This is a genomic window from Mesorhizobium sp. WSM4311 (assembly GCF_002295115.1).
Taxonomy (GTDB): Bacteria; Pseudomonadota; Alphaproteobacteria; order Rhizobiales; family Rhizobiaceae; genus Mesorhizobium.
The window spans coordinates 1-22,151 of the sequence record NZ_NSFV01000024.1 but is presented as its reverse complement, the minus strand read 5'-3'; the positions used below and the strand labels follow the sequence as shown (position 1 = coordinate 22,151).

Genomic DNA, 22,151 nt, shown 5'->3' with positions numbered 1-22,151 from the left:
GCCCTAAGCCTTTCTCGACTGGTTGTAGCGATGGTCGACATATTCGGCGAGCGCCAGCACGATCAGCACGATGGAGACCAGCACCAGCGTGAAATGATTGGGCACACCGAGCCGCCGCGCCGCGCTTTCGCCGCCGATCGACAGCACCGAGAGCAGGAACACGAAACCGATCGCGGCAAAGCCGTTCATGCGGGCGAGGAACACGGCCGGAATGACCGCCAGCCCGTAGGCGGGATTCCAGTCGGCGCGGACATTACCCTGGACGCCGATGATGTCGACGGCGCCGGCAAGGCCGGCCAGCCCGGCCGAAATGGCGAAAACAGTGACGGTCAGGCCAGACACGCCGAGCCCCGCATGGACCGCGGCGCGCGGATTGGCGCCGACGATCCGGAGCTTCAGCCCGAACGCCGTGCGCGTCATCACCAGATGCACGATGATGATCGCCGCCAGGCCGAGCAGCAGGCCGCTGGTGATGGTCGTTTCGAACAGGCGCGGCAGCCGGTCTTCCACCGGCAGCGTACGTGTCTGCGGCACGGTCGTGCTGGGATCGCGAAACACCAGTTTGACCAGAACATTGGCGAGCGAGGTGCCCAGGAACGTCATCATCAGCGTGGTGATGATCTCGTTGACGCCCTGATAGGCACGCAGCAGAGCCGGCACCAGCGACCAGATCATCGCCACCGCCATGGCGATGAGGAAAGAAAAGGTCAGCGCCAGCCAGGACGGCATGATCTGAACGAGTACGGGCGCGCTGGCCGCCGCCGTCACCGCGCCAAGCAGGAACTGGCCGTCGCCGCCGAGATTCCACATGCCCGCGCGAAAGGCGACGATCAGGCCGGCGGCAAGAAACAGCAACGGCGCCATCCGGGTCAGCGTTTGCTGGATGCCGAGCGGGGAGAACAGTCCTTTCTCCAGCACGAAGCCGTAATAGGCGAGCGGGTCGACGCCTACGGCAAGCAGGATGCAGCCGGCTATGACGAGAGCGATGAGGATCGGGCCGAGCGTCATCAGCAGCCGATGCAGGATGTCGCGACGCGTCGCCGCCGCGCTCGTGGCATCGAGCGCGGCGGCACTGGTGGTGGGGGCGGTGTCGATGCTCATGCGGCAAGTCCGATCATCAGGCGGCCGATCCTGGTGCGGGCATCGTCCGTGTTCTCGACCGTGCCGACGATCGCTCCGTTGGCGATGACGGCGACGCGGTCGCACATGCTGAGCAACTCCTCGAGGTCGGTGGAGATGAGCAGCACGGCAAGGCCGCGGGCCGCCGTATCGCGGATGCGTTGGCGCGACGCCAATGTGTTGGCGAGATCGAGCCCATAGGTCGGCTTGTTGAAGATCACCACCTTGGCGCCTTCGGCCAGTTCGCGTGCCAGAAGCACCTTCTGGATGTTGCCGCCCGACAGCCGGGCGACCGGCGTCTTCAGGCTTGGCGTGCGCACGTCGTATTCGCGCACGAGCTGGGCGGCGCGCTCGTCGATTTCGCCACGCTGCTCGACGCCGTGGCGCCAGAACGGCGCAGCGCCGACCTGCTTGAGGAAGAAGTTGATCGAAACCGGGAAGGTGCCGACAGTGCCTTCGCCGAGCCGGTCGTCGGTCAGATAACGCAGTCCGCGCCGACGGCGTTCGCCGACGCTCAGCGCCTCGATGGCGATGCCCTCCAGCCGCACCGAACCGCTGGTCGCCGCGCGCTGGCCGGCCAGCGCTTCGGCCAGCTGCTTCTGCCCGTTGCCGTCGATGCCGGCGATGCCCAGGATCTCGCCCGGGCGGATGTCGAAGGAGATCGACGATAGGCCCGGCGCATTGTCCGTCGGCGCGACCGCCAGATCCGCGACCTGAAGCAGCGGCGCCGCTTCGGCCCGCACTGTACGGACCGGACGCTCGACAGCTTCCGGATCGTCCTTCTGCTTGCCGAACATCAGTTCCACGATCTCCGAGATGATCGCCTGTTCGCCCAGCGCGCGAAACCGCTCGGGTGGGATCTCGCCGACCTTGCGGCCGAGCTTCAGCACCGAGATGCGGTCGCCGAAGGCCGCCGCCTCCTTGAGCTTGTGGGTGATGAAGACGATGGCCAGGCCCTGCTCGACGAGGCGACGCATCAGCGCGCCAAGTTCGTCGATGCCTTTCGGCGTCAGCATGGAGGTGGACTCGTCGAGGATCAGCAGCCGGCTGTTGCGCACCATGGCGCGCAGGATTTCGACCTGCTGCTGCTCGCCAAGCGAAAGCTCCGACACCTTGGCATGCAGCTTCACCGTGATGCCGAGACTGCGGGTGATCTCGGCGACGCGCGCTTCGAGCTCCTCGGTCCTGGGGCGTTGCCACCAGGGTCCGCCAAGCAACAGGTTTTCCGCCACCGTCAGCGTCGGCACCAGCATCATGTGCTGGAAGACAGTACCGATGCCCAGCGCCAGCGCATGGCGCGGCGATGTGATCGGCGTTGGCTTGCCGTCGACCAGTATGCGCCCTTCGTCCGGCTGCTGCAGGCCCGACAGCATGCCGATCAAAGTGGATTTTCCCGCGCCGTTCTCGCCGAGCAGCACATGCACCTCGCCGGGACGGATCGACAGGTCGACGCTGTCATTGGCAACAATGCCGGGAAACCGCTTGGTCACGCCTTCAAGCGCGACGATGTCGCGCCCGGCAACAGACGATGAAGAAGAACCGCTCATGAAAGCCCTGCACCAAAGAATGGTAATCGGCCGGAGGGGCGAACGGATCACCCCTCCGGCGGCTGACCCGTGATCGCTTACTGGGCGACGCTGGTCATCAGCGCCCTGACAGCGGCCGCGTCATAGACCGGATCGACCTTGATCTTGCCGGAAATGACGTCTTCGCGCAGCGTCTGGATTTCGGCCCAGACATTGTCCGGAATGGCAGCGGTTTTCAGCAGCTTCACCGAGTCGTCCTTGAGACCGATCGTGTAGTGCTTGGTGCCGAACGTGTCGGCCTTGATGTCGGCGATCATGGCCGCATAGACCGGCTCGATGTTCCACACCACCGACGACAGCAGGAAGCCCTTGTCGATCGGCGATTTGTCACCGATGACGTCGATGAAATAGACCTTGCCGCCATCCGCTGCCTTGGTCGTTTCGACCGCCTGCAGCATGCCGAAGCTCGAACCGTTGCCCTGGCCGAAGATGATGTCGGCGCCCGAGGCGATCACGCTTTCGGTGACGCGCTTGCCGCCGGCCGCATCGCTGTAGGCGGCCGGTCCGATCACCGCATAGGTGATCTTGACGTCCGGGTTTTCCGCCTTCACGCCTTGCGCGAACGCCGCCGACTGCGAATTCCATGATGGCGGTTCGCCCGAGACGACGATGCCGACGGACTTGGAACGCGACACCTTGGCGGCGAGACGGCCGGCGAGATAGGCGCCCTGGTGGCCGCTCAGCGTGTAATCGGCAACGAGGCCCTTCTCCAGGCCGTTCGGCGTGTCGACGATCGCCACCGGAACCTTCAACTCCTTGGCGATTTCAGGCCCCGAGGTGTTGTAGCCGCTGGCGTGGGCGATCAGCAGGCTGGCGCCGTCTGACGCAAGTTCGCGCAAGGTCGGACGAACGTCGCCATAGCCGAGGCCCTGGGCCACGACCACATCGACGCCGGCGGCTTTGCCAGCCGCCTTGGCGGCGTCGATGCCTTGCTGGTTCCAGCCGTAATCGGTGCCTTCTTCGGGCGTCAGGATGGCGATCGACTTGATTTCACCTGCAAGAGCGCCACCCATCAAGATACCGCCAAGTATAACTGCACTTACACTGCTTTTTAGAATCTTTAACATGTTACCCTCTCCGTTGATTTGCCAATCAATATTCCTGTTGTTATTGCGCAGAAGCGAGGTAGACTGCCTGAGAAAATTTACCCATGGAGCTCAGGCAAAGTGAAGATCCGTTACATTCTCCCTGTGGCGCTGGCGTTCACATCCTTTGCCAACGCGGTCAAGTTGCATCATGTCATCGTCCGCAAGGGCACCGACGGGCTCGACATGGTGCCGTTGACGATTTCGAATGCGGGCAAGGAAGGGCTGTCCTGCAATGCCGACTTCGCCCACTGGTATTCGGCAGGGATCGCGACGGTCGAGGCGGGCAAGAGCGCCCGCGTCGAGCTCTGGTTCGATGCCAAGACCGGCACGTTCACGATCCTCAACGACAAGCGCGAGAACCTGCCGGTCGAGCGGCTGTGGTGCGGCCTGTCGGGCCGCGCATACGCCACCCGCGTGCAGATCACGCTTGAGCCCACCGACGCGGCCAAGGGAGCGCGCGCCGTGTCCTGCGGCGTGGAGCAGGACACGCTGGTCTGCCGGTAGGCGCTCATCGATCCGTTTGCCCGCGACATGGCGCGGCCTATTCCTTGGCCAGGAACTTGTCGGTGAAGACGTCGTCCGCCGACAAGGCCGCCTTGAGCACGCCCTGATCGGTAAGCGTCTTCAGCGTTTCCTCCCATTGCGTCTTCGTCATCCAGCCGAGGCCGTGTTCCTTGGTGTCCGGGCTGGTGAAGGTCGACGCGATGTCGGCGTTGATCTGCGCCAGAAGCACATCCTTCTTGTCGGCGTAGCCGGGTGCGGCCTTGGCGGTGATCTCGGCTGCCTCTTCGGGGTGCGCCACGACATAGTCGAAGGCCTCCCTGTACGCCTTGACGAAGCGGGCGACGATTTCGGGCTTGTCCTTGATCATTGTCTGCGAGGTGAACAGGCCCGAGCCATAGGCCTTCCAGCCATGGTCCGAGCCCATCATGATGCTGAGCGAACCGGGGCCGCCGGCCTTGGCCTCCAGTTCGGGAACCTCGGCATCGACATAGCCGACCACCGTCTGGACCCGGCCCAGAAGCAGATAGCTTTCATAGGGCGGCGAAACGCTGTTCAGCGTCATGTCCTTCTCGGTCAGGCCGTTGGCCGCCAGGAAGCCCTTGAAGAAGATGTAGGTCGAACCGGCCGGATGAATGCCGATGGTGAGACCCTTGAGATCCGCCGGCTTGGTGAGCTTCGTCGTCTTCGCCAGCGAGATGATCGCCAGCGGCGAGTGCTGGTTGACGGCCGCCAAGGCCACGACGGGAACATTCTGCGACCGCGCGACGGCGAGCGTGGGAAGATCGCCGAAACCGAAATCAGCGTTCTCGTTGCCCACCAGCCGCATGGCGTCCGGCGAGCCCGACCCCTTGCGGATCTCGGCGACGTCGATGTCGTTCTTGGCGAAGAAGCCTTTCTCCTTGCCGACGAAGAACATGGCGTGGTTGCCGCGCACCACCCAGTCGAGCTGGACGTTGACCTTGTCGGCCGCCAGGCCGACGCTCGAGAAACCGAGTGTCCCGACACACGCCGCAAGCGCGGCTGCCTTGATGAGTGAGCGTCTGAGCATTTTTGTTCCCTTTTTCGTTGGTTGAGAGCGGACCTAGGACTGGCTGAATTTCGGCGCCCACGGCACCACGATGCGTTCGAGAATTTCGGCCGCGTAGTAGAAGGCTATGCCCAACACCGAGACGAGGAGCAGGGCAGCGAAGACCAGGGCGGTATCAAGCTGGGTCGAGGCGAACTGGATGACGTAGCCGAGCCCGTCCGATGCGCCGGCGAATTCGCCGACGATGGCGCCGATGACGCTGAGCGTCGCGGCGATCTTGGTTCCAGCCATCAGGTTGGGCAGCGAATGCGGAACGCGAATCCTGAACAGGATCTGCGTGCGGCTGGCGCCGACCGAATTCATCAGCGACAGCAGCGAGCGATCGACCGACTGCATGCCCGCCAGCATCGACAATGTCACCGGGAAGAAGGCAATGACCAGGATCAGGCCGATCTTGGGCGCGAGCCCATAGCCGAACCAGAGGATGAAGATCGGCGCCAGTGCCACCTTGGGCACGTTCTGGAACAGCACCACCAGCGGATAGAGCGCTCGCCCCAGCCAGTCGAAGCGCACGATGACCAGCGCGATGGCAATGCCGACCGCGACAGAGACAAGGAATCCGAACAGGATCTCGCCCGCCGTCACCAGCGTCGCTTGCATCAGCGTTCCCCATTGCGCGACCAGCGATTGCGCGATCTCGGAGGGGGCGGGAATGATGAAGGCGGATATGGCGAAAATCCGCACCACGGCTTCCCACACCACGATCGTCGCCAGCAGAAGAATGACCGCCGGAAGCCAGCTGCCTGTCGCCGCGCCCCAGCTTGAGGAAGGCCGCGATTCGGGCCGCGACTCGGAGAAATTGGTGGTGGGTTGATCGCTCACGACGCACCTCCCGGTTGATGGCTGGCGCGCAGCATAGTGCGCAGTTGAACCACCAGCCTGACGAACTCCGGATCCTCGGTGACCGACAGGTCGCGCGGATAGGGCAGACCAATGTCGAGGCTTTCGGTGATCCGCCCAGGCTTGATCCCCAGCACGTGGACATGGCGCGACAGGTGAATGGCCTCATCTATCGAATGGGTGACGAGCACGATGGTCTTGCCGGTGCGCTGCCAGATCTCCAGCAGCGACTGGCCCATGGCATCGCGGGTAATGGCGTCGAGCGCGCCGAACGGCTCGTCCATCAGCAGCACCTTCGGATCGAGCGCCAGGGCCCGCGCGATGGCGACGCGCTGGCGCATGCCGCCGGACAATTCATGGGGGCGCTTGTGGGCGCTGTCGCCCAACCCCACCAGCTCCAGCATCTCCTGGCCGCGCGCCCGCAACTTAGCACGCGAGAGCGACTTGTCGGCGATGCCGAGCAGCATCGATGCGTTGTCGACGGCGTTCTTCCAGGGAAGCAAATTGGCGTCCTGGAAGACGAGGCCGATCATGCGCTTGCGCGCTGCTTCGACAGGCGAAAGCCCGGCAATCGAAACGCTGCCGCTCGTCGGATCGACAAGCCCAGCCAGGACCTTGAGCAAGGTGCTCTTGCCGCAACCGGACGGACCGATAAGCGAGACAAACGACCCCTTCGGCACCGAAAGATCGATATTCTGCAGAACCAGTTGCTTGGCCATGACCACCGACACACCCTTGGCGGAGATCAGGTCGTCATGACGGATATGGGCGGGCCGGCCGCCGGCTGCTCGAATGGTTTCAACGCGCATGGCTTGCCACCCCATGCGCCGGCGTTAACCGCAGCCGCACCGTCCAGTCCGCGAAGGCGCCGTTGGCACAAGCGGCCGCCGTTACGACCTCCCCAACCCAGCCGGCTTTGTGAGCTCGATAGACCATTGGCTACTCCCGGCCTTCCAGGATGCGTCGCACCGCTACGAGTTTGCGCGCCCTCTCGCCTTGCAGCGCCTTGGTCTGCTCGGGCGTATAGGAGAACATGCCCTCGCCCGACTTGATGCCGAACTTCGACGCGTTGGTCTTTTCCAGCACCATGGGCGCGACATCGTCGCGATTGGAGAGATCGGCGTTGAGGAAGGACGAGACGGACTTGTAGATATCCAGCCCCGCCATATCGAGCAGCGCCATCGGCCCGATCACGGCGATCTTGTAGCCGATGCCCCAGGACACGCATGTGTCGAGATCTTCCGGATCGATGACGCCGCGCTCGACGAGGTCGACCGCCTCGCGAAGCAGCGCATAGAGCACGCGGTTTTCGACGAAACCGGGGACGTCCTTCCTCACCACCACCGGCAGCAAGCCGATCGAGCGGATGAGATCGCGGATCGTCGCCACGGTTTGCGGCGCGGTCTTCTCGCCGGCGATCACCTCGATCATCGGGATGATGTGCGGCGGGTTCGACCAGTGCATGCCGACCATCCGCTCGGGATGCGAGATATGCGCCTGCAGCTTGGTGATCGGGATACCCGACGTGTCGGACGCGACGATCGTGTCGGAGGCAATCAGGCTGTCGATGGTGCGATAGACATCGGCCTTGACCGAAAGGTTTTCAGGAACGTTCTCGATGACGAGGTCGGCGCCGGATACCGCATCGCCGATATCATCGGTGAAGCGAACCGTCCCGACGCCGGCCGACGGCGGCCCGATGCCCAAGGCGTCGAGAACGGTCTCGGCCACGCTCAGCATAGATCGCGCGCGCTCTATCGCTGCCGGGGCAACATCGCAGGCGACCACCTGCAGGCCGCCTCTGGCGAGCCGGGCGGCCATGCCCGGTCCCATCGTACCCAGGCCGATGATGGCGATATTTCGGATCATTGCACTGCCCTGCTTTCTTTTGAGCTCGCGATGAGGTCGGCTGCCTTTTCGGCAATCATGATCACTGCCGCGTTGATGTTTCCGCAGACCAGGTCGGGCATGACGGAAGCGTCCACCACTCTAAGCCCGTCGACGCCGCGAACCCGCAGTTGCGGGTCGACGACCGAGGCCGCATCGGCCCCCATCCGGCAGGTCCCGGCCGGATGATGCACGGTGATGGAGGTCTTGCGGATATGCTCGTCGATCTCGTCGTCGCTCTGGCACTTCGGGCCGGGAAAGAACTCCGCCTCGATGAAGGGCTGCATGGAGGGCTGCGCGGCCAGATCCCTTGCCACCCGGAAGCCGGCCCGAAGCGACTCCCAATCCTTCGGCGAGGCGAGGAAATTCTGGTGGATCAGGGGCGCCGCGGAAGGATCGGCCGAGGCCAGTTTCACCGCTCCCCGGCTTTCGGGCTGTGTCGCCACGATGCGCGTTGCGAAGCCATCCGCAAACGGCGCCTTGAACGGCTTGAAGTATGGCCATGCCGCGAGCGGCGCCGCCGTGAAGAGCAACTGCACATCCGGCAAGGGTCGCGCCGGACCGCTCTTGAAGAAGGCGACAACCCCGCCGGGTACGTCGCCGGAAAAACCGCGTCCCGTCAGGTAGGTCTTGACGAAATCGAAGCCGATCCGATCGGCACGCATGTTGCGCAGGAAGGGGCCGCCCGGAGCGCGGCGCCGGTACATGAGAATGACCGAGACGTGATCCTGCAGGTTCTTGCCGACCGCCGGCAGGTTGACCCGCGTCTGGATACCGTGCGCGGCAAGCTCATCCTGCGCCCCGATGCCCGACAGCATCATGAGTTGCGGCGTGTTGATCACGCCACCGGAAAGCAGCACTTCCTTGCGGGCGACAATCGTGCGCTCGCCGCCGCGATGGTTGATGGTGACGCCGGTGGCGCGCGCACCCTCCAGCACGATCCTGGTTGCGCTCGCTTCCGTCAAAACGGTCAGGTTGGGCCGCTTCAGCACCGGCCGCAGATAGGCTGACGCGGTGGAGGCGCGCCGACCTTTCGCAATCGTCATCTGGAGGCGGCCGAAACCTTCCTGCCGCTCGCCATTGTAGTCCTTCGTCTGCTCATAGCCTGCCTGCACGCTGGCTTGCGCGAAGGCGTCGATCAGCGTGTCCTTGTAGCGGCAGAACTGGGTGCTGACCGGGCCATTGCCACCGCGATACTGGTCCGCGCCCCTTTCCCAGCTTTCCTGCTTGCGGAAATACGGCAGCACCTTGTCGTACGACCAGTCGCTGAGCCCTGTTGCTGCCCAGCGATCGTAGTCGCCGCGATTTCCCCGCACATAGGCCATGGCGTTGGTCGACGATGATCCGCCAATGACCTTGCCGCGCGCGCACTCGACCCTGCGTCCGCCGACATTGTCTTCCGGCTCGCAGAAATACATCCAGTCATGGCGGCGCTCGGTCAGAATCTTGCCCCAGCCAAGCGGGATGTGGATCATCGGATCGCGGTCCCAGCCGCCGGCCTCCAGCAACAGCACCGAACATCGCGGATCGGCGCTCAGCCGGTTGGCGAGCACGCAACCGGCCGATCCGGCTCCAACGATGATGTAATCGTAACTTTCCGCGTGCGGCATGGTTTCATTGCTTTCGTCCGACGCCCGGCGTCAGAGAACTATTGCGATGGAGGCTGGAAAAGCCTGGCCGACACCAAGCTTTTCCAGCTGATGTTCAAAGCCCGACGGACATCAGGCGAGACCCGCTTGCCTGAGGCGCTGCGACCAGTGATCCCACCCGCGATCGATCTGGGCGCCGACGAGTTTTCCTGCCGTCTTGATCTCGCCCGGCGACAGATATTTGATGGTGCCGATCTGCAGGCCGGCTGTCTGCGCCGCGGCGTTCTGTTCGAGATAGAAGGCCCGGAACACCACTTCCCGGACGGAATTGCCCACATTCACGACGCCATGGCGCGCCATGAGCACGACGGGATAGTTCCCGAGGCTTTCAGCGATGTCCCCGCAGACGCTCCGGCTGCCGCCAAAGAGATCGGTGTCGTCTCCCTGCGTGTCGCGTATCTCATAGACAGGGACGGCGTCGCCAAGGAAAGCACCCATATGGGTCACGGGCCGCAGCGGCTGGTCGGTGAAGCAATAGGGCAGGACGGCCGGCGAATGACTGTGGAGCACGCACTGAACGTCCGGCCGCGCCTTGTAGATCTCGCTGTGAATATAGCGCTCCAGATAGGACGGCCGGTTATCCGAGGTCTCGCCATCGAGATTGAAACGCAGGATGTCATCGACCGTTATCAGGCTCGGAGCAAGCTTCTGGGCCAGGAAGAAACTCTGGGGATCCTCAGGGTCCCGGGCACTGATGTGCCCGAACGTATCCAGGATGCCTTCGTTGAGAAGTATCTTCGTTGCCGTGACGAGTTCCTCGAAGACCTTCTGACGCGCGGGGCTGTTGTCTGTCATTTCCAAATTCTCCCATTGCGGCGATGGCGACCATTCTTGTTGTTGTTATCGGTCGCCAGGGCCGTGGATTTCACTTGTTTTCGTAGATGCCGACGATCCGGTTCTGCTCGATGATGTTGCCGGCATATTTCTGCAGGAACTCCTCCCTGGTGGGCGTCCCCTCGACCTTCGTGTCCAGGGCGTAGACCCAGAAGTAGTAGTGATGCTCACCATGGCCAGCGGGGGGCTGAGGCCCGTAATATTGCTTGCCGCCGGCGCCGTTGGGTCCCACGCGGAACTTTTCCTGTGCTCCAGAAAGATCCGTGGTCGACGGATCGATGCCGTAGACGACCCAATGCGTGAAGCCGTTGGGCAGGGGCGCGTCGGGATCGTGGCAGATGACCGCGAGCTCCTTCGTCCCTGCCGGGACGCCGCTGACCCTGAGCCTGGGCAATACGTTGCCCTTGTCGCCGGCATGCTCGTCTCGCATTTTCCCGAGCGGCTGGAAATCCGCGGACGTGATCTTGAGGTCCTTGATGTTCAGGGGCATGGAATTCGTCCTTTCAGCAATTCGATCGAACTAGGCGCCGGCCTTGAGGTCGGCGACGGATTTGCCGCCGACGCGCTGATGCACGCGCGGACCCGATGCGACGGCGACGCAGATCAGAAGTTCGTCCGGGCGCGGAGCATCCGGCACGGAAAAGGTAACGGCATCGTAGTGGGAACGGATATAGAGCTCGTCCTTGTGGGCAAGCGGGATATCGATGGTCGTGCCGGCGACAGCGACCTTGCTGACCGACGAGATCCAGGCCTTGCCGCCCCCCACCTGCTGCCGCAGCGGATCTCCGAACACCGTGGTGATGCAGGCGACGACATGTTCCTGTTCGCCTGATGTACCCGCGATACCGCCCTTACCATAGCTTTCGACCGGCCTGTTGCCGAGCAGCGCCACGGCCCTCTCGCCGAGCGCATGACCGATCGCTGCACTCGGATTGGTCAGATCGGACAGTTCGGCGACGAACTTTCCGGCGAAGGGATTGCGAATGACAACGCCAGTCGCGACTTTGACGAGGGTTTCGCCAGGCGTGCCGCCGTCATGCCGGCTTTCCTGGACCGAGGAGTACCATCCCCTGACATCATAATCTCTTTCGACTTCACTGGAATAATTCATCTTTATCTCCTGAAAGGCGCGCGCTGTTTCCGCGCGCACCGATTAATTCCTTGACCGGCTGGCCCGACGCTACTGCGGCCACGAGTAGACACGGCGCAGCGGGTCGTAGCGGGCGGCTTCCAGCGCCGCCGGCGTGAACATGTTTCCTTTCGAGAGCGAGCGGTTCGCCGCATAGTCGCCAGACAGGGCCTGGCAGCGATCCGTTATCGGGCGAATGCGCGTCTCCCAAGCGACAAGCGCATCCTCGACCGAAGAGCCCTCTTCCAGGTCCTGCGACAGGCTGAAGGCGTTGACCATCGCGCAACCGGCGCCCTGGGCAAGAGCCGGGCACATGGCATGCGCGGCATCCCCCACGAGGGCGACCTTGCCTCTTGTCCAGCTATCCAGCTTGGTCGTTTCGTACTTATCGTACCTGGCGGTTTTCAGTTTGGCCGCCTCGATCAGGCACGGCTCCAGGAAAGGAAACATCTCGACCCAAACTTCGAGATCGATCGGCACGCTCGATCCACGAGGATCAGCGGCCGGAGCCATCAAGCCGAGATAGAGTTCATTCTCATTGCAGGGCGAATAGAGAATTCGCTGAACACGCGGCCAGAAGTTCCACATGTCAATGGTGTTGTCCCACTCGCCATGGCCGAGCTCTTTCTTCATGCGAGGGACAATCAGCCGGATGAGACCATCTTTCGAAACCCAGCGATCCTGTTTGAAGCCGATGGAATCCCTGACCTTGGAGCCGACGCCATCGGCGCCGACGATCAAGTCGGCTTCGAGAACCTCGCCAGTCTGGAGGGTCAAGCGCCCTTCCGGATCGGCGCCAACCGCCTCGGAATTGACGCGGATGTCGACACCCAGGGCACGGGCCCGGTTGACCAGCGCATCGTGCAGGTGGCTGCGGGTCATGATGCGCCAGGGGAGACCGTTGAACGTCTCCTTGGAAACCGACTTGTTGTGCATCCAGGTCTCGTAGGTCGGAGGCGTGTGCGAGCCCTGGAGAACACCGTCAAGGGCGCCCAGCCCTTCGAGCACGCGAAGGCCGTTGTGCCAGAGATAGATGCCCGCGCCGAATGCCCGCAGTTCCGAACTCTTTTCGTGCAGCCTGACATCCCAACCATTCTGCTTGAGAGCGATGGCGGCTGTCAGGCCTGCAAAGCCGCCGCCGGCGACCTCGGCACGACGCGTTTTGCCCGGAGTTTTGTTTACACTGGCCATTTTCTATCCTGATGCTGCGTGCAAGAAGACGGCGCTCGGGCCGTCAAGCGTCTATGAAGTTGGTGATGGCTTTCAACGTGATCTCGGGAGATACCTCGTTGACGTAGTGGTCGGCGCCCGGCACGACGACGACGGGCAGGTCAGGCCGCAGCCGGCTTGTCTTCGCCAGTGCCGCCGCCGAAACCAACTTGCTCGCCTCGCCTCGAACGATGAGGACGGGCTTCGCCACATCGCGGTAGGCGGGCACCAGATCCGATCGCAGGCCCTTGGCGGTCTGCGCCATTGCCGCGGGCGATGCCAATGGACGCAATCCGCCGACGACCGGCTGATAGCCGCTTTCAGCCCTGATCTTGATGGCGTCGGCGGGAATGTTCGGATAGCGGCCGGCGAGGTATGCTTCGACGGCCTTCACATCCTCGAAAAGCTGGCTCCCCGCGTTCACGCGCGCTTCCAACGCGTCCAAGGCGTCGGTCTCGATGTACGGCGTAAAGTCGATCGCGACGACCGATCGCACCAGATCCGGGTATTTCGCCGCGGCCGCGACCGAATTTCGAGCACCAAGCGAATGTCCGACAAGGATGGCACGGCCGCGATCGAGCGTGCGTATCAGGCCGGCGATGTCGTGCGCGTAGTCATTCGCCTCGTAGCCGGTTTCCGGCTTGTCGCTGAGGCCATGCCCCCTCTGGTCAACCGCAATTGTCGTAAACCGGTCCGAAAGCCGGATCATCAACGGCTCGAAGACGGCGGAATTGGAGGTGATGCCGTGGAAGAACAGCATCAAGGGGCCGCTGCCCCTCTGGCGCACGTTCAAGGTGATGCGGCCAATGTCGACGCGTCGCGAGATGAAGTGGTCGGAAGCCATGTCTGCCGCCATGTCCATGATCCTTGGATCCTCGCCTCGCTGCCCGTCTCCCGCAAAAGGATCATACAGACCGGGGTCACGTCAAGCCGATTGTCTGACAATCTTCATATTTGACAATCTGGCTATCCTGCTGTCAAATTTGCACGGCGTGGCGTATGCTGCTTCAGTTTTGCGACTCAAAGGCCATGAGACGTTACCAATGCCCCCAGATTTGAATTTGCGAATTTCGCCACGGACAGTGCAACGGGAGACCGTCGACAAGTTACGGCTGGCGATCTTCTCCGGGTTGTTTCAGCCGGGTAGCCGCCTCATCGAAAGTCAACTGTGCACACAACTCGGCATCAGCCGCCCCTCGCTGAGGGAGGCTTTGCGCAGTCTTGAGGCCGAGCGCCTGATCGAGATCGTGCCCAACCGCGGGCCGTCGATACCGGCACTTTCCTGGGAGGTGGCAACCGCCATCTACGAGGTTCGAGAGTTGCTGGAAGTCGAGGCGGCGGGACGATGCGCGCTAAGGATTTCTCCGGAACAGTTGCGTGAACTCGAGAAATCGCTTTCCGCATTCGAAGAGGCGGCTTCCAGCAACGACAGCCTGGCGCAGGTGATGACCGCCGCGGATTTCTATTCGATCATACTCGCCAATTGCGGCAACCCGATCCTGGAGGAAGTCCACCGCGGTCTGGTGGCGCGGATCAGCTTCTTTCGAGGACGATCGATGTCGCTGGAGGGCAGAGCACAAAGCAGCTTGGCGGAGATGAGGGAGATATTCGAATCCATCGCCGCCGGCGACGAGAAAGCCGCCCGAAAAGCCTCGAAGCAGCACGTCTTGAGGGCGAAAGCGGCGGCGAAGATATCCATGGACAACGGGATTTGAGTTCTTCGATGGACTGAGGTTCCGTCTGAAGACTCGAAGTCCTTCATGACGTTTCGGATCGGCCAAAGGCGGATCGATGCGCGGGGTTTCTCCGTGTCGGTGTCAGACATGACGACTATCGCAACCGGCAAGTGGCAGATGGAGTGACGATGACCGGGGCCAATGTTGAGCACGCACCGAATTGCGACATCGTCATCGTAGGTGGCGGGTCGGCCGGGTCGTTGCTTGCCGCGCGGCTGAGCGAAGATCCAGGCAGCCGCGTTCTGCTGATCGAGGCCGGCGAGGAGCCGACGGACCCGGACATCTGGAACCCCGCTGCCTGGCCGGCGCTTCAGGGCCGCAGCTACGATTGGGATTATCGCACGGAGCCGCAAGCCGGCACCGCGGGCCGGGTGCATCATTGGGCGCGCGGGCGGTTGATCGGCGGCTCGAGTTGCCTGCACGCGATGGGCTATATGCGCGGTCATCCGTCAGACTTCCAGGCCTGGGTTGATGCAACCGAGGATCGCCGATGGAGTTGGGATGAACTTATGCCCGTTTTCCAGGCTATCGAAGACCACCCGCTTGGTGGCGACGGCCTTCACGGCAAGGGCGGGCCTTTGCCGATCCATTTGCCGGCGGACGAAGTCAGTCCGCTTGCTCGCGCCTTCATCGAGGCAGGCGCATCGTTGGGTCTGCCTCGCCTTGAAGGCCACAACAGCGGAGAGATGATCGGCGTCACCCCGAACTCCTTGAACATTCGCGACGGGCGCCGGGTTACGGCGGCGGATGCCTGGCTCACAAAGGCGGTTCGAGGCCGCGAGAACCTGACCATCCTCACGGGCACCCGGGTGCGACGGCTCAAGCTGGAGGGCAATCAGGTCCGCAGCCTCGAGTTCGTGGGGCGACAGGGTTCGGTCGAAGTGTTTGCGGATCAGATTGTGCTTTGTGCCGGAGCGCTGGAAAGTCCGGCCTTGCTGATGCGTTCGGGCATCGGTCCGCGCGATGTGCTCGATGCAGCGGGGGTCGACTGCGTGATCGATATGCCTGACATCGGTCGAAACCTCCAGGATCACCTGCTTGGCGCCGGCAACCTTTACGCGGCCCGCAAACCGGTGCCGCCATCGCGCCTCCAACATTCGGAATCGATGGCCTATATGCGGGCTGACAGCTTCACCGCCGCCGGGCAGCCTGAAATTGTCGTTGGCTGCGGTGTCGCGCCGATCGTGTCGGAACGCTTCAAGGCACCCGCCGCAGGCACCGCTTACTCGCTGCTGTTCGGCATCACCCACCCGACGAGCCGCGGCAGCGTGCGCATAAGTGGGCCTGAGCTCGGCGATCGGTTGATCATCGACCCGGCATACCTGCACACCGGCCGAGACCGCGAGCGGTTTCGCACAGCACTCGAGGCAGCCCGGACCATCGGGCACAGAGATGAACTCGCCGGTTGGCGAGAGCGCGAACTCCTGCCAGGCGCGCTGAACAGTGCGGCCGAGATGGACGACTTCATCGCGCGATCGGTCATCACGCACCACCATCCCTGCGGCACCTGCAGAATGGGCAAGGACCCGGACGCCGTCGTCGATGCAAATCTACGACTCAAGGCGCTCGACAATCTTTTTGTCGTGGACGCCTCGATCATGCCCAACCTCACCGCGGGACCGATTCATGCCGCGGTCCTCGCGATTGCCGAGACTTTCGCCCGACAGTACTAAGCCACCGAGGCCGTTGGCTCGGCTTGCAGTATGGCAGGCCGGTGCGCCGCCTTGGCATATTTCTGCGCGATCATGGCGCAGACCATGAGCTGTATCTGGTGGAAGAGCATCAGCGGCAGAACGATCGCGCCGACGCCCTGGCCGGCAAAGATCACATTGGCCATCGGCACGCCGCTCGCCAGGCTCTTCTTCGAACCGCAGAAGGTGATCGTGATCTGGTCGGCCCTGTCGAAGCCGAGAAGCCGGCTGCCATAGGTCGTCAGCACAAGCACCAGGCCGAGCAGCACCATGTCGGCGACAACGACCACGGCAATGTCGCGCAGCGAGAACATGTGCCACAGCCCCTCGGCGACCGCCGTGCTGAAGGCCAGATAGACGACCATCAGGATCGAGCCGCGATCGACAGGCATCAGCAGTGTCTTGCGGGAGCGTATCCAGTTGCCGATGCGCGGTTCCAGCAGTTGTCCGAGCGCAAAAGGCAGGAGCAGCTGCAGCAGGATCTGGCTCACCGCGTCCCACGAAAGACCGCCATGGCCACCAATGGAGAAGAGCAGGCCGACGAGCAAGGGTGTCAGGAACATGCCGAAGATGTTGGAGGCGGAGGCCGAGCAGATGGCCGCGGGGACGTTTCCGCCGGCGATCGAGGTGAAGGCGATCGATGACTGCACCGTCGACGGCAGGACACAGAGGAACAGAATGCCGAGATAAAGCGGCTTGGGCAGGATCGAGGCGGGCAGATAGCCAAGCGCCAGCCCCAGCAGCGGGAACAGGCCAAAGGTCGTCATAAGGATCACCAGGTGCAGGCGCCAATGCATCAGGCCGGCGACGACGACATCACGCGAGAGCCTTGCACCATGCAGGAAAAACAGCAGCGCCACGGCAAGATTGGTCGCGATCGCGAACCATCCCGCGAACGTCCCGGTCGCCGGCGCGAGCGACGCAAGCGCGACGGTGCACAACAGGAGGATCAGAAAGGTGTCCGGCAGAAAGCGGCGCATGACATGTTCGCTCCAGAGTAAGTCCAGTGCTGCCTTTTCGTGCATTGCGAAATGGGATACAAGGAATAACAGTTATCGTAATTTGAGATATCAATGCTCGATCTGGTCCAACTTCGCAGCTTCGTCGCCGTCCAGCAGATGGGAAGCTTTACCTTCGCGGCGGAGAGGCTGGGGCTCGGGCAATCCACCGTCAGCCAGCACATCGGCAAGCTGGAGGCCGCGCTTGGCAGGCAGTTGCTGGCCCGCGATACGCACAAGGTGGTGCTGACGCCAGACGGCGAAGCCCTGCTCGGCCATGCCCGGACCCTGTTGTCGATAGAGGGACAGGTGCAGGCGCTTTTCACCGCACAGAGGCTGCGGGGCACGTTGAGGCTCGGCGTATCCGAGGACCTGGTGACGAGCCGGCTGCCGCTGGTGCTGGAGGATTTCGTCCGGTCTCACCCATCCGTTGACCTTGAACTGACCGTGGCGTTGAGCGGCGTGCTCTACCAGATGCAGGACAATGGCGAGCTCGATCTCGTTCTGGCAAAGCGTCGGCTGGGCGACAGCCGTGGCCGGCTCGTCTATCGCGAGCCGCTTGTCTGGCTCGCCCGCGATCCGGAACACGTCCTGTCGCTCGCGGCCTTGCCGTTGATTGCCTTCCCCACGCCGAGCGTCACGCGCAGCATTGCGCTGGAAGTGCTCGAACGGCATCGCATGCCGTGGCGTATTGTCTGCACATGCGGGAGCCTGAGCGGCCTGACCGCCGCCGCCCGCGCCGGCATGGGGGTTCTGGTGCAACCGCAAAGCATGTCGCCCTCGGGTTTGAAAGAGATTCCATCCGGGCGCCTGCCGCCGTTGGAGGATGTGGAGTTTGTCCTGATCCCCAGCAAGGGCGCCGACAGGGCGCTCGTCTCGGCGCTGTCGGAAGATATTCTGACCAAGGTGAGAGGTCTGCGCTGACCTATTGCGTTGCGGATGCCTGCGACGAAATTGACGTTGAACAGAGCCTTCACCCCCGGAAACATCTGGCTGATGCCTCATAGCTGTTAGGGAGACCCTAGGCCCCTTGTCCCTGGTGCATTGACATTCTATTGACCGTCTCAGGCGAACGAAGATACGGATTTGCCATGGAGCTGGATCCTTCGACACTCAATCGGGCGCTGCCGCTGCGCGATCAAATCTATCACAAGATCCGCAATCTGATTGTCGTCGGCCAGTTGAAACCGGGTGAAGTCATCAACGAGGTGGCCATCGCCGAGGCGCTCGGCGTATCGCGCACCCCGGTGCGGGAAGCGGTCAAGCGCATCAGCGACGAAGGCCTGGTGAAAATCCTGGCGCAGACCGGCACCTATGTCGCACCGATCAGCCGCGCCGACCTGGAAGAGGCCTATGTCATCCGCCGGGCGCTCGAGATGGAAAGCGCCAGGCGCGCCGCCGCCAGGCTGACGCCGGCGTCCGCCGAACTGCTGGAGGATAATATGGCGGCGCACAAGCTCGCCATAGCACGTGGCCGGTATGCCACCGCTATCCAACTCGACGACGTCTTCCACCGCACCATTGCCGAGATCTGCGGCCTGCCGATGATCTGGCGGGCCGTCGACATCTCCAAGGCGCAGATGGACCGCGGCCGCTATCTCGCCATTCCCAAGCCCGGCTATGGCGAGCAGACGATCGAGCAGCACGAGGCCATTCTCGACGCGCTGAAGCGACACGACGCCGAGGGCGCTGCGCAGGCGATGGAGAATCATCTCGAGACGTCGTTCCGCAACACACTCGAAGTCGCCGCCGAGCTTCTCGGCTGACGCTCGCCGTCGATCGCAACGGATACGATCAGCCCATGCGAAGAATGGGACCGTGCATCGGCCTGAAGGCTAAGGCGATCGCTGAATACAAGCGCGTCCACGCCGCGGTCTGGCGGAGGTTCTCGCCGTCATAAGCCGCGCCAACATCCGCGCTATTTCCCCTCGGCTTCGTCGGGGAGAACGTCCTCGGCCGCCAGAACTTCATTGAAGGTGTGCTTACGTCAGTCGTGCCCGCGTCGTGCGCGGCGTCGCCAGGAGCAGGCTCGTTTCGCTGCCCGTTATGCCGGGTATCAATCGGATACGCCGTAGCACCGCATCGAAATCAGTCAGTGACGCCGTCCCGAGCTCTACCACCAGATCCCAGCGACCGTTGGTGGTATGGATGGTCGAGACTTCCGGGAAGCCACCCAGCGCCCGAACCACGCGGTCGGCGGCATGGCCTTCGATCTCGATGAGCATGATGCCGCGGATGCGCTGATCGACGGCGTCGGCGCGCAGCACCACCGTGTAGCCGATGATGTCGCCCGACCGTTCCAGCCTCTCCATGCGTGCCCGAACCGTGGCGCGCGAGACGCCGAGATCGACGGCAAGGTCCGACACGCTGCGCCGGGCGTTATGCCGCAGCAAGGTTACGAGCCGTTCGTCCAAAGCATCCATCGGGATTCCCATTTTGATAAATTCGGCCGCCATTATGATAGGTTATACTTCTCGGATTGCCAATTCTACCTGTTCATATTGCCGGCTCGCCGTGTTCTCCTCTCGCCATTCGAACTTTGGCCGCGGGAAAAACAATGCGTTGCAAGATCGTCGGGGCGCCGGTGCAGGACGGCGCCGGCAGAATGGGCTGCGAAATGGGGCCGAGTGCGCTGAGGACGGCAGGGCTTGCCGAGGTGCTGTCCGGCCTCGGCCACACCGTCGAGGATATGGGCGCCGTCCAGCCAATGCCGGCGAGGCGCGTCGTGCATGGCAATCTGGCGCTGAAGGCCTTGCCCGAAATATCGGCCTGGACATCCGCCATTGCCGCGGCGGCCTACACGGCGAGCGAGGACGCCATGCCGATCTTTCTCGGCGGCGACCATTCGATCTCGGCCGGCACCATGTCGGGCCTCGCCCGCCGCGCCGCCGAGGCCGGGCGCCCGCTGTTCGTGCTGTGGCTCGACGCGCATCCGGATTTCCACACGCTGGACACGACCGCCAGCGGCAATCTGCATGGTGTTCCGCTCGCCTACGCCAGCGGCCAGCCGGGTTTCAGCGGCTATTTCCCGGACCTGCCGGCGGCGGTGGACCCCAAGCGCATCTGCACCATGGGCCTGCGCAGTGTCGACCCGGCCGAGCGCAGCGCGCTCAACCAGGCGGGCGTGACAGTGCACGACATGCGCGCCATCGATGAGCATGGTATCGCGCCGCTGCTGCGCGCCTTCCTGGCGCGCGTGTCTGATGAAGACGGGCTGCTGCATGTCAGTCTCGACGTTGACTTTCTCGACCCGTCGATTGCGCCGGCCGTCGGCACCACGGTTCCCGGCGGCGCGACGTTCCGCGAGGCGCATCTGGTGATGGAGATGCTGTCCGACAGCGGCCTCGTCTCCAGTCTCGACCTGGTCGAGCTGAATCCTTTTCTGGACGAGCGTGGCCGAACCGCGACGCTTATGGTCGACCTGACGGCGAGCCTGATGGGCCGCCGCATCATGGACCGCCCGACCCGCAGCCATTCCGGGAGCTTTTGATCATGACCACGGCAAAGCTGAACATCGTCCCCTTCGTCAGCGTCGACCGGATGATGAAGCTGGTGATCACCATCGGTGTCGAGCGCTTCCTGACCGAGCTCGCCAGCTATATCGAGGAAGATTTCCGCCGCTGGGAGCTTTTCGACAAGACGCCTCGCATCGCCTCACACAGCCATGACGGCGTCATCGAGCTGATGCCGACGAGCGACGGGCGGCTCTATGGCTTCAAATATGTCAACGGCCATCCCAAGAACATGCGCCAGGGCTTGCAGACGGTCACCGCGTTCGGCGTGCTTGCCGATGTCGGCAGCGGCTACCCGATGCTGCTCACCGAAATGACCATTCTCACCGCGCTGCGCACCGCCGCGACATCCGCCGTCGCGGCCAAATATCTGGCACCGCGCGGCGCACGCACCATGGCCATCATCGGCAATGGCGCCCAATCGGAATTCCAGGCGATCGCCTTCAAGGCGCTGACCGGCGTCGACCGGCTCAGGCTCTACGACATTGACCGATCCGCCTCGCTGAAATGCGCCAAGAACCTGGCTGGCATGGGGTTTGACATCACCATCTGCGAAACCGGGCAGGAAGCGGTCGAAGGGGCCGGGATCATCACGACCGTTACCGCCGACAAGCAATGCGCCACCATTCTCACCGACAACATGGTCGGAGCCGGCGTCCACATCAACGCCGTCGGCGGCGATTGCCCCGGCAAGACCGAGCTGCACAGGGACATCCTGCTGCGCTCCGACATTTTCGTCGAGTTCCCGCCGCAGACACGCATCGAGGGTGAAATCCAACAGCTTGATCCCGACCATCCGGTGACCGAGCTCTGGCAAGTCATCGCCGCCCAGGCGTCAGGCCGCCGGGACGCCAAGCAGATCACGCTGTTCGATTCCGTCGGCTTCGCCATCGAGGACTTTTCGGCGCTGCGCTATGTGCGCGACCAGCTGCAGGCAACGGGCCTTTACGAGGAGCTCGATCTGCTGGCCGATCCGGACGAACCGCGCGACCTCTATGGCATGCTGCTGAGAGCGGCCATGCAGAGCGCGGCATAACCAGAACCGATGAGATGCCGCGAACGATCCCGCAGGCATTGAGAGTGACTGCAGGTCTTGTCGATCGTCCCTTCGACGAGATAACGGGCCATCGACGTTGCCGTCACTCGACCGTCACGGATTTCGCCAGATTGCGCGGCTGGTCGACGTCGGTGCCCATGAACACGGCGGCGAAATAGGCCAGCATCTGGATCGGCAGCGCGTAGATGATCGGCGAGATGATTTCCGGCACGTCCGGCAGGATGA

22 protein-coding genes and 1 pseudogene are annotated in these 22,151 nt (G+C 63.2%); 8 read left to right on the top strand and 15 right to left on the bottom strand.

Going from position 1 to position 22,151, the window contains the following annotated elements; translation table 11 throughout:
- Window positions 1-3: 3 nt before the first annotated feature.
- The 3 genes from CK226_RS32800 to CK226_RS32790 all read right to left on the bottom strand — a co-directional run bounded on the left by CK226_RS32800 (window position 4) and on the right by CK226_RS32790 (window position 3,718).
- A complete protein-coding gene (locus tag CK226_RS32800) occupies window positions 4-1,101 on the bottom strand; it encodes an ABC transporter permease (protein ID WP_095794021.1) in 1,098 nt (365 codons plus the stop codon).
- Window positions 1,098-2,666: an ABC transporter ATP-binding protein gene (locus CK226_RS32795; RefSeq protein WP_095794020.1), complete on the bottom strand. Its 1,569-nt coding sequence runs from the start codon at window positions 2,664-2,666 to the stop codon at window positions 1,098-1,100. Before CK226_RS32795 ends, CK226_RS32800 begins: the two co-directional genes overlap by 4 nt.
- Before the next feature lie 77 nt (window positions 2,667-2,743).
- Window positions 2,744-3,718, bottom strand: a complete 975-nt coding sequence (locus CK226_RS32790; protein ID WP_245437917.1) for a BMP family protein — start codon at window positions 3,716-3,718, stop codon at window positions 2,744-2,746.
- Window positions 3,719-3,871: 153 nt separating this feature from the next.
- On the opposite strand from CK226_RS32790, the gene CK226_RS32785 reads away from it, so the two are divergent.
- Entirely contained in the window at window positions 3,872-4,297 is a 426-nt protein-coding gene (locus CK226_RS32785; protein WP_095794018.1) for a hypothetical protein, read from the top strand.
- Window positions 4,298-4,334: 37 nt separating this feature from the next.
- Here the strand turns inward: CK226_RS32785 and CK226_RS32780 are convergent, their stop codons facing one another.
- The 10 genes from CK226_RS32780 to CK226_RS32735 form a co-directional block, all read right to left on the bottom strand.
- A complete protein-coding gene (locus CK226_RS32780) occupies window positions 4,335-5,345 on the bottom strand; it encodes an ABC transporter substrate-binding protein (protein WP_095794017.1) in 1,011 nt (336 codons plus the stop codon).
- A 33-nt stretch (window positions 5,346-5,378) separates the two neighbouring features.
- Entirely contained in the window at window positions 5,379-6,206 is an 828-nt protein-coding gene (locus CK226_RS32775; protein WP_095794016.1) for an ABC transporter permease, read from the bottom strand.
- The gene (locus CK226_RS32770; protein ID WP_095794032.1) at window positions 6,203-7,033 is read right to left on the bottom strand and encodes an ABC transporter ATP-binding protein; all 831 of its coding nucleotides are present in this window, start codon (window positions 7,031-7,033) and stop codon (window positions 6,203-6,205) included. Before CK226_RS32770 ends, CK226_RS32775 begins: the two co-directional genes overlap by 4 nt.
- 130 nt (window positions 7,034-7,163) lie before the next feature.
- Window positions 7,164-8,093 carry a 5-formyl-3-hydroxy-2-methylpyridine 4-carboxylate 5-dehydrogenase gene (gene fhmpcd1 / locus CK226_RS32765; protein ID WP_095794015.1) on the bottom strand — a complete coding sequence of 310 codons (930 nt, stop codon included), beginning with the start codon at window positions 8,091-8,093 and terminating at the stop codon, window positions 7,164-7,166.
- Complete coding sequence (locus CK226_RS32760) at window positions 8,090-9,721, bottom strand: choline dehydrogenase (RefSeq protein WP_095794014.1); 1,632 nt, start codon at window positions 9,719-9,721, stop codon at window positions 8,090-8,092. The genes fhmpcd1 and CK226_RS32760 overlap by 4 nt, the downstream gene beginning before the upstream one ends.
- Window positions 9,722-9,832: 111 nt before the next feature.
- Entirely contained in the window at window positions 9,833-10,555 is a 723-nt protein-coding gene (locus tag CK226_RS32755; protein WP_095790563.1) for a class II aldolase/adducin family protein, read from the bottom strand.
- 70 nt (window positions 10,556-10,625) lie between these two features.
- On the bottom strand, window positions 10,626-11,084 hold the full coding sequence (locus tag CK226_RS32750) for a YbhB/YbcL family Raf kinase inhibitor-like protein (protein ID WP_095790562.1): 459 nt from the start codon (window positions 11,082-11,084) through the stop codon (window positions 10,626-10,628).
- A 30-nt stretch (window positions 11,085-11,114) separates the two neighbouring features.
- Window positions 11,115-11,705 carry an amino acid synthesis family protein gene (locus tag CK226_RS32745; protein ID WP_095790561.1) on the bottom strand — a complete coding sequence of 197 codons (591 nt, stop codon included), beginning with the start codon at window positions 11,703-11,705 and terminating at the stop codon, window positions 11,115-11,117.
- A gap of 69 nt (window positions 11,706-11,774) precedes the next feature.
- Window positions 11,775-12,914 carry an NAD(P)/FAD-dependent oxidoreductase gene (locus tag CK226_RS32740; RefSeq protein ID WP_095794013.1) on the bottom strand — a complete coding sequence of 380 codons (1,140 nt, stop codon included), beginning with the start codon at window positions 12,912-12,914 and terminating at the stop codon, window positions 11,775-11,777.
- Window positions 12,915-12,957: 43 nt separating this feature from the next.
- Window positions 12,958-13,788, bottom strand: coding sequence for a 2-(acetamidomethylene)succinate hydrolase (locus CK226_RS32735; RefSeq protein WP_245437916.1), 831 nt, complete (start codon window positions 13,786-13,788; stop codon window positions 12,958-12,960).
- On the opposite strand from CK226_RS32735, the gene CK226_RS32730 reads away from it, so the two are divergent.
- Both CK226_RS32730 and CK226_RS32725 read left to right on the top strand, forming a co-directional pair.
- Window positions 13,673-14,647, top strand: a complete 975-nt coding sequence (locus tag CK226_RS32730) for a GntR family transcriptional regulator (RefSeq protein ID WP_245437915.1) — start codon at window positions 13,673-13,675, stop codon at window positions 14,645-14,647. The two genes, CK226_RS32735 and CK226_RS32730, sit on opposite strands and share 116 nt — an antisense overlap.
- Window positions 14,648-14,796: 149 nt before the next feature.
- Window positions 14,797-16,341 (top strand): GMC family oxidoreductase, encoded by a 1,545-nt coding sequence (locus tag CK226_RS32725; protein WP_179301175.1) that lies wholly within the window; start codon window positions 14,797-14,799, stop codon window positions 16,339-16,341.
- Here the strand turns inward: CK226_RS32725 and CK226_RS32720 are convergent.
- Entirely contained in the window at window positions 16,338-17,339 is a 1,002-nt protein-coding gene (locus CK226_RS32720) for a bile acid:sodium symporter family protein (RefSeq protein WP_245437914.1), read from the bottom strand. The genes CK226_RS32725 and CK226_RS32720 overlap by 4 nt on opposite strands.
- Window positions 17,340-17,432: 93 nt before the next feature.
- On the opposite strand from CK226_RS32720, the gene CK226_RS32715 reads away from it, so the two are divergent.
- The 3 genes and pseudogenes from CK226_RS32715 to CK226_RS35865 form a co-directional block, all read left to right on the top strand.
- On the top strand, window positions 17,433-18,281 hold the full coding sequence (locus CK226_RS32715) for a LysR substrate-binding domain-containing protein (protein ID WP_095794009.1): 849 nt from the start codon (window positions 17,433-17,435) through the stop codon (window positions 18,279-18,281).
- A 167-nt stretch (window positions 18,282-18,448) separates the two neighbouring features.
- Window positions 18,449-19,123: a GntR family transcriptional regulator gene (locus tag CK226_RS32710; protein ID WP_095794008.1), complete on the top strand. Its 675-nt coding sequence runs from the start codon at window positions 18,449-18,451 to the stop codon at window positions 19,121-19,123.
- A 35-nt stretch (window positions 19,124-19,158) separates the two neighbouring features.
- A pseudogene (locus CK226_RS35865) lies at window positions 19,159-19,271 on the top strand (L-rhamnose mutarotase); the annotation flags it as partial.
- Window positions 19,272-19,339: 68 nt separating this feature from the next.
- Here CK226_RS35865 and CK226_RS32700 read toward each other — a convergent pair.
- Window positions 19,340-19,780, bottom strand: coding sequence for an Lrp/AsnC family transcriptional regulator (locus CK226_RS32700; protein WP_095794031.1), 441 nt, complete (start codon window positions 19,778-19,780; stop codon window positions 19,340-19,342).
- A 134-nt stretch (window positions 19,781-19,914) separates the two neighbouring features.
- Between CK226_RS32700 and rocF the strand changes: the two genes are divergently transcribed.
- Both rocF and CK226_RS32690 read left to right on the top strand, forming a co-directional pair.
- Window positions 19,915-20,847: an arginase gene (rocF, locus tag CK226_RS32695; protein ID WP_095794007.1), complete on the top strand. Its 933-nt coding sequence runs from the start codon at window positions 19,915-19,917 to the stop codon at window positions 20,845-20,847.
- A gap of 2 nt (window positions 20,848-20,849) precedes the next feature.
- Window positions 20,850-21,905 carry an ornithine cyclodeaminase gene (locus tag CK226_RS32690; RefSeq protein ID WP_095771416.1) on the top strand — a complete coding sequence of 352 codons (1,056 nt, stop codon included), beginning with the start codon at window positions 20,850-20,852 and terminating at the stop codon, window positions 21,903-21,905.
- The last annotated feature ends 246 nt before the right edge of the window (window positions 21,906-22,151 follow it).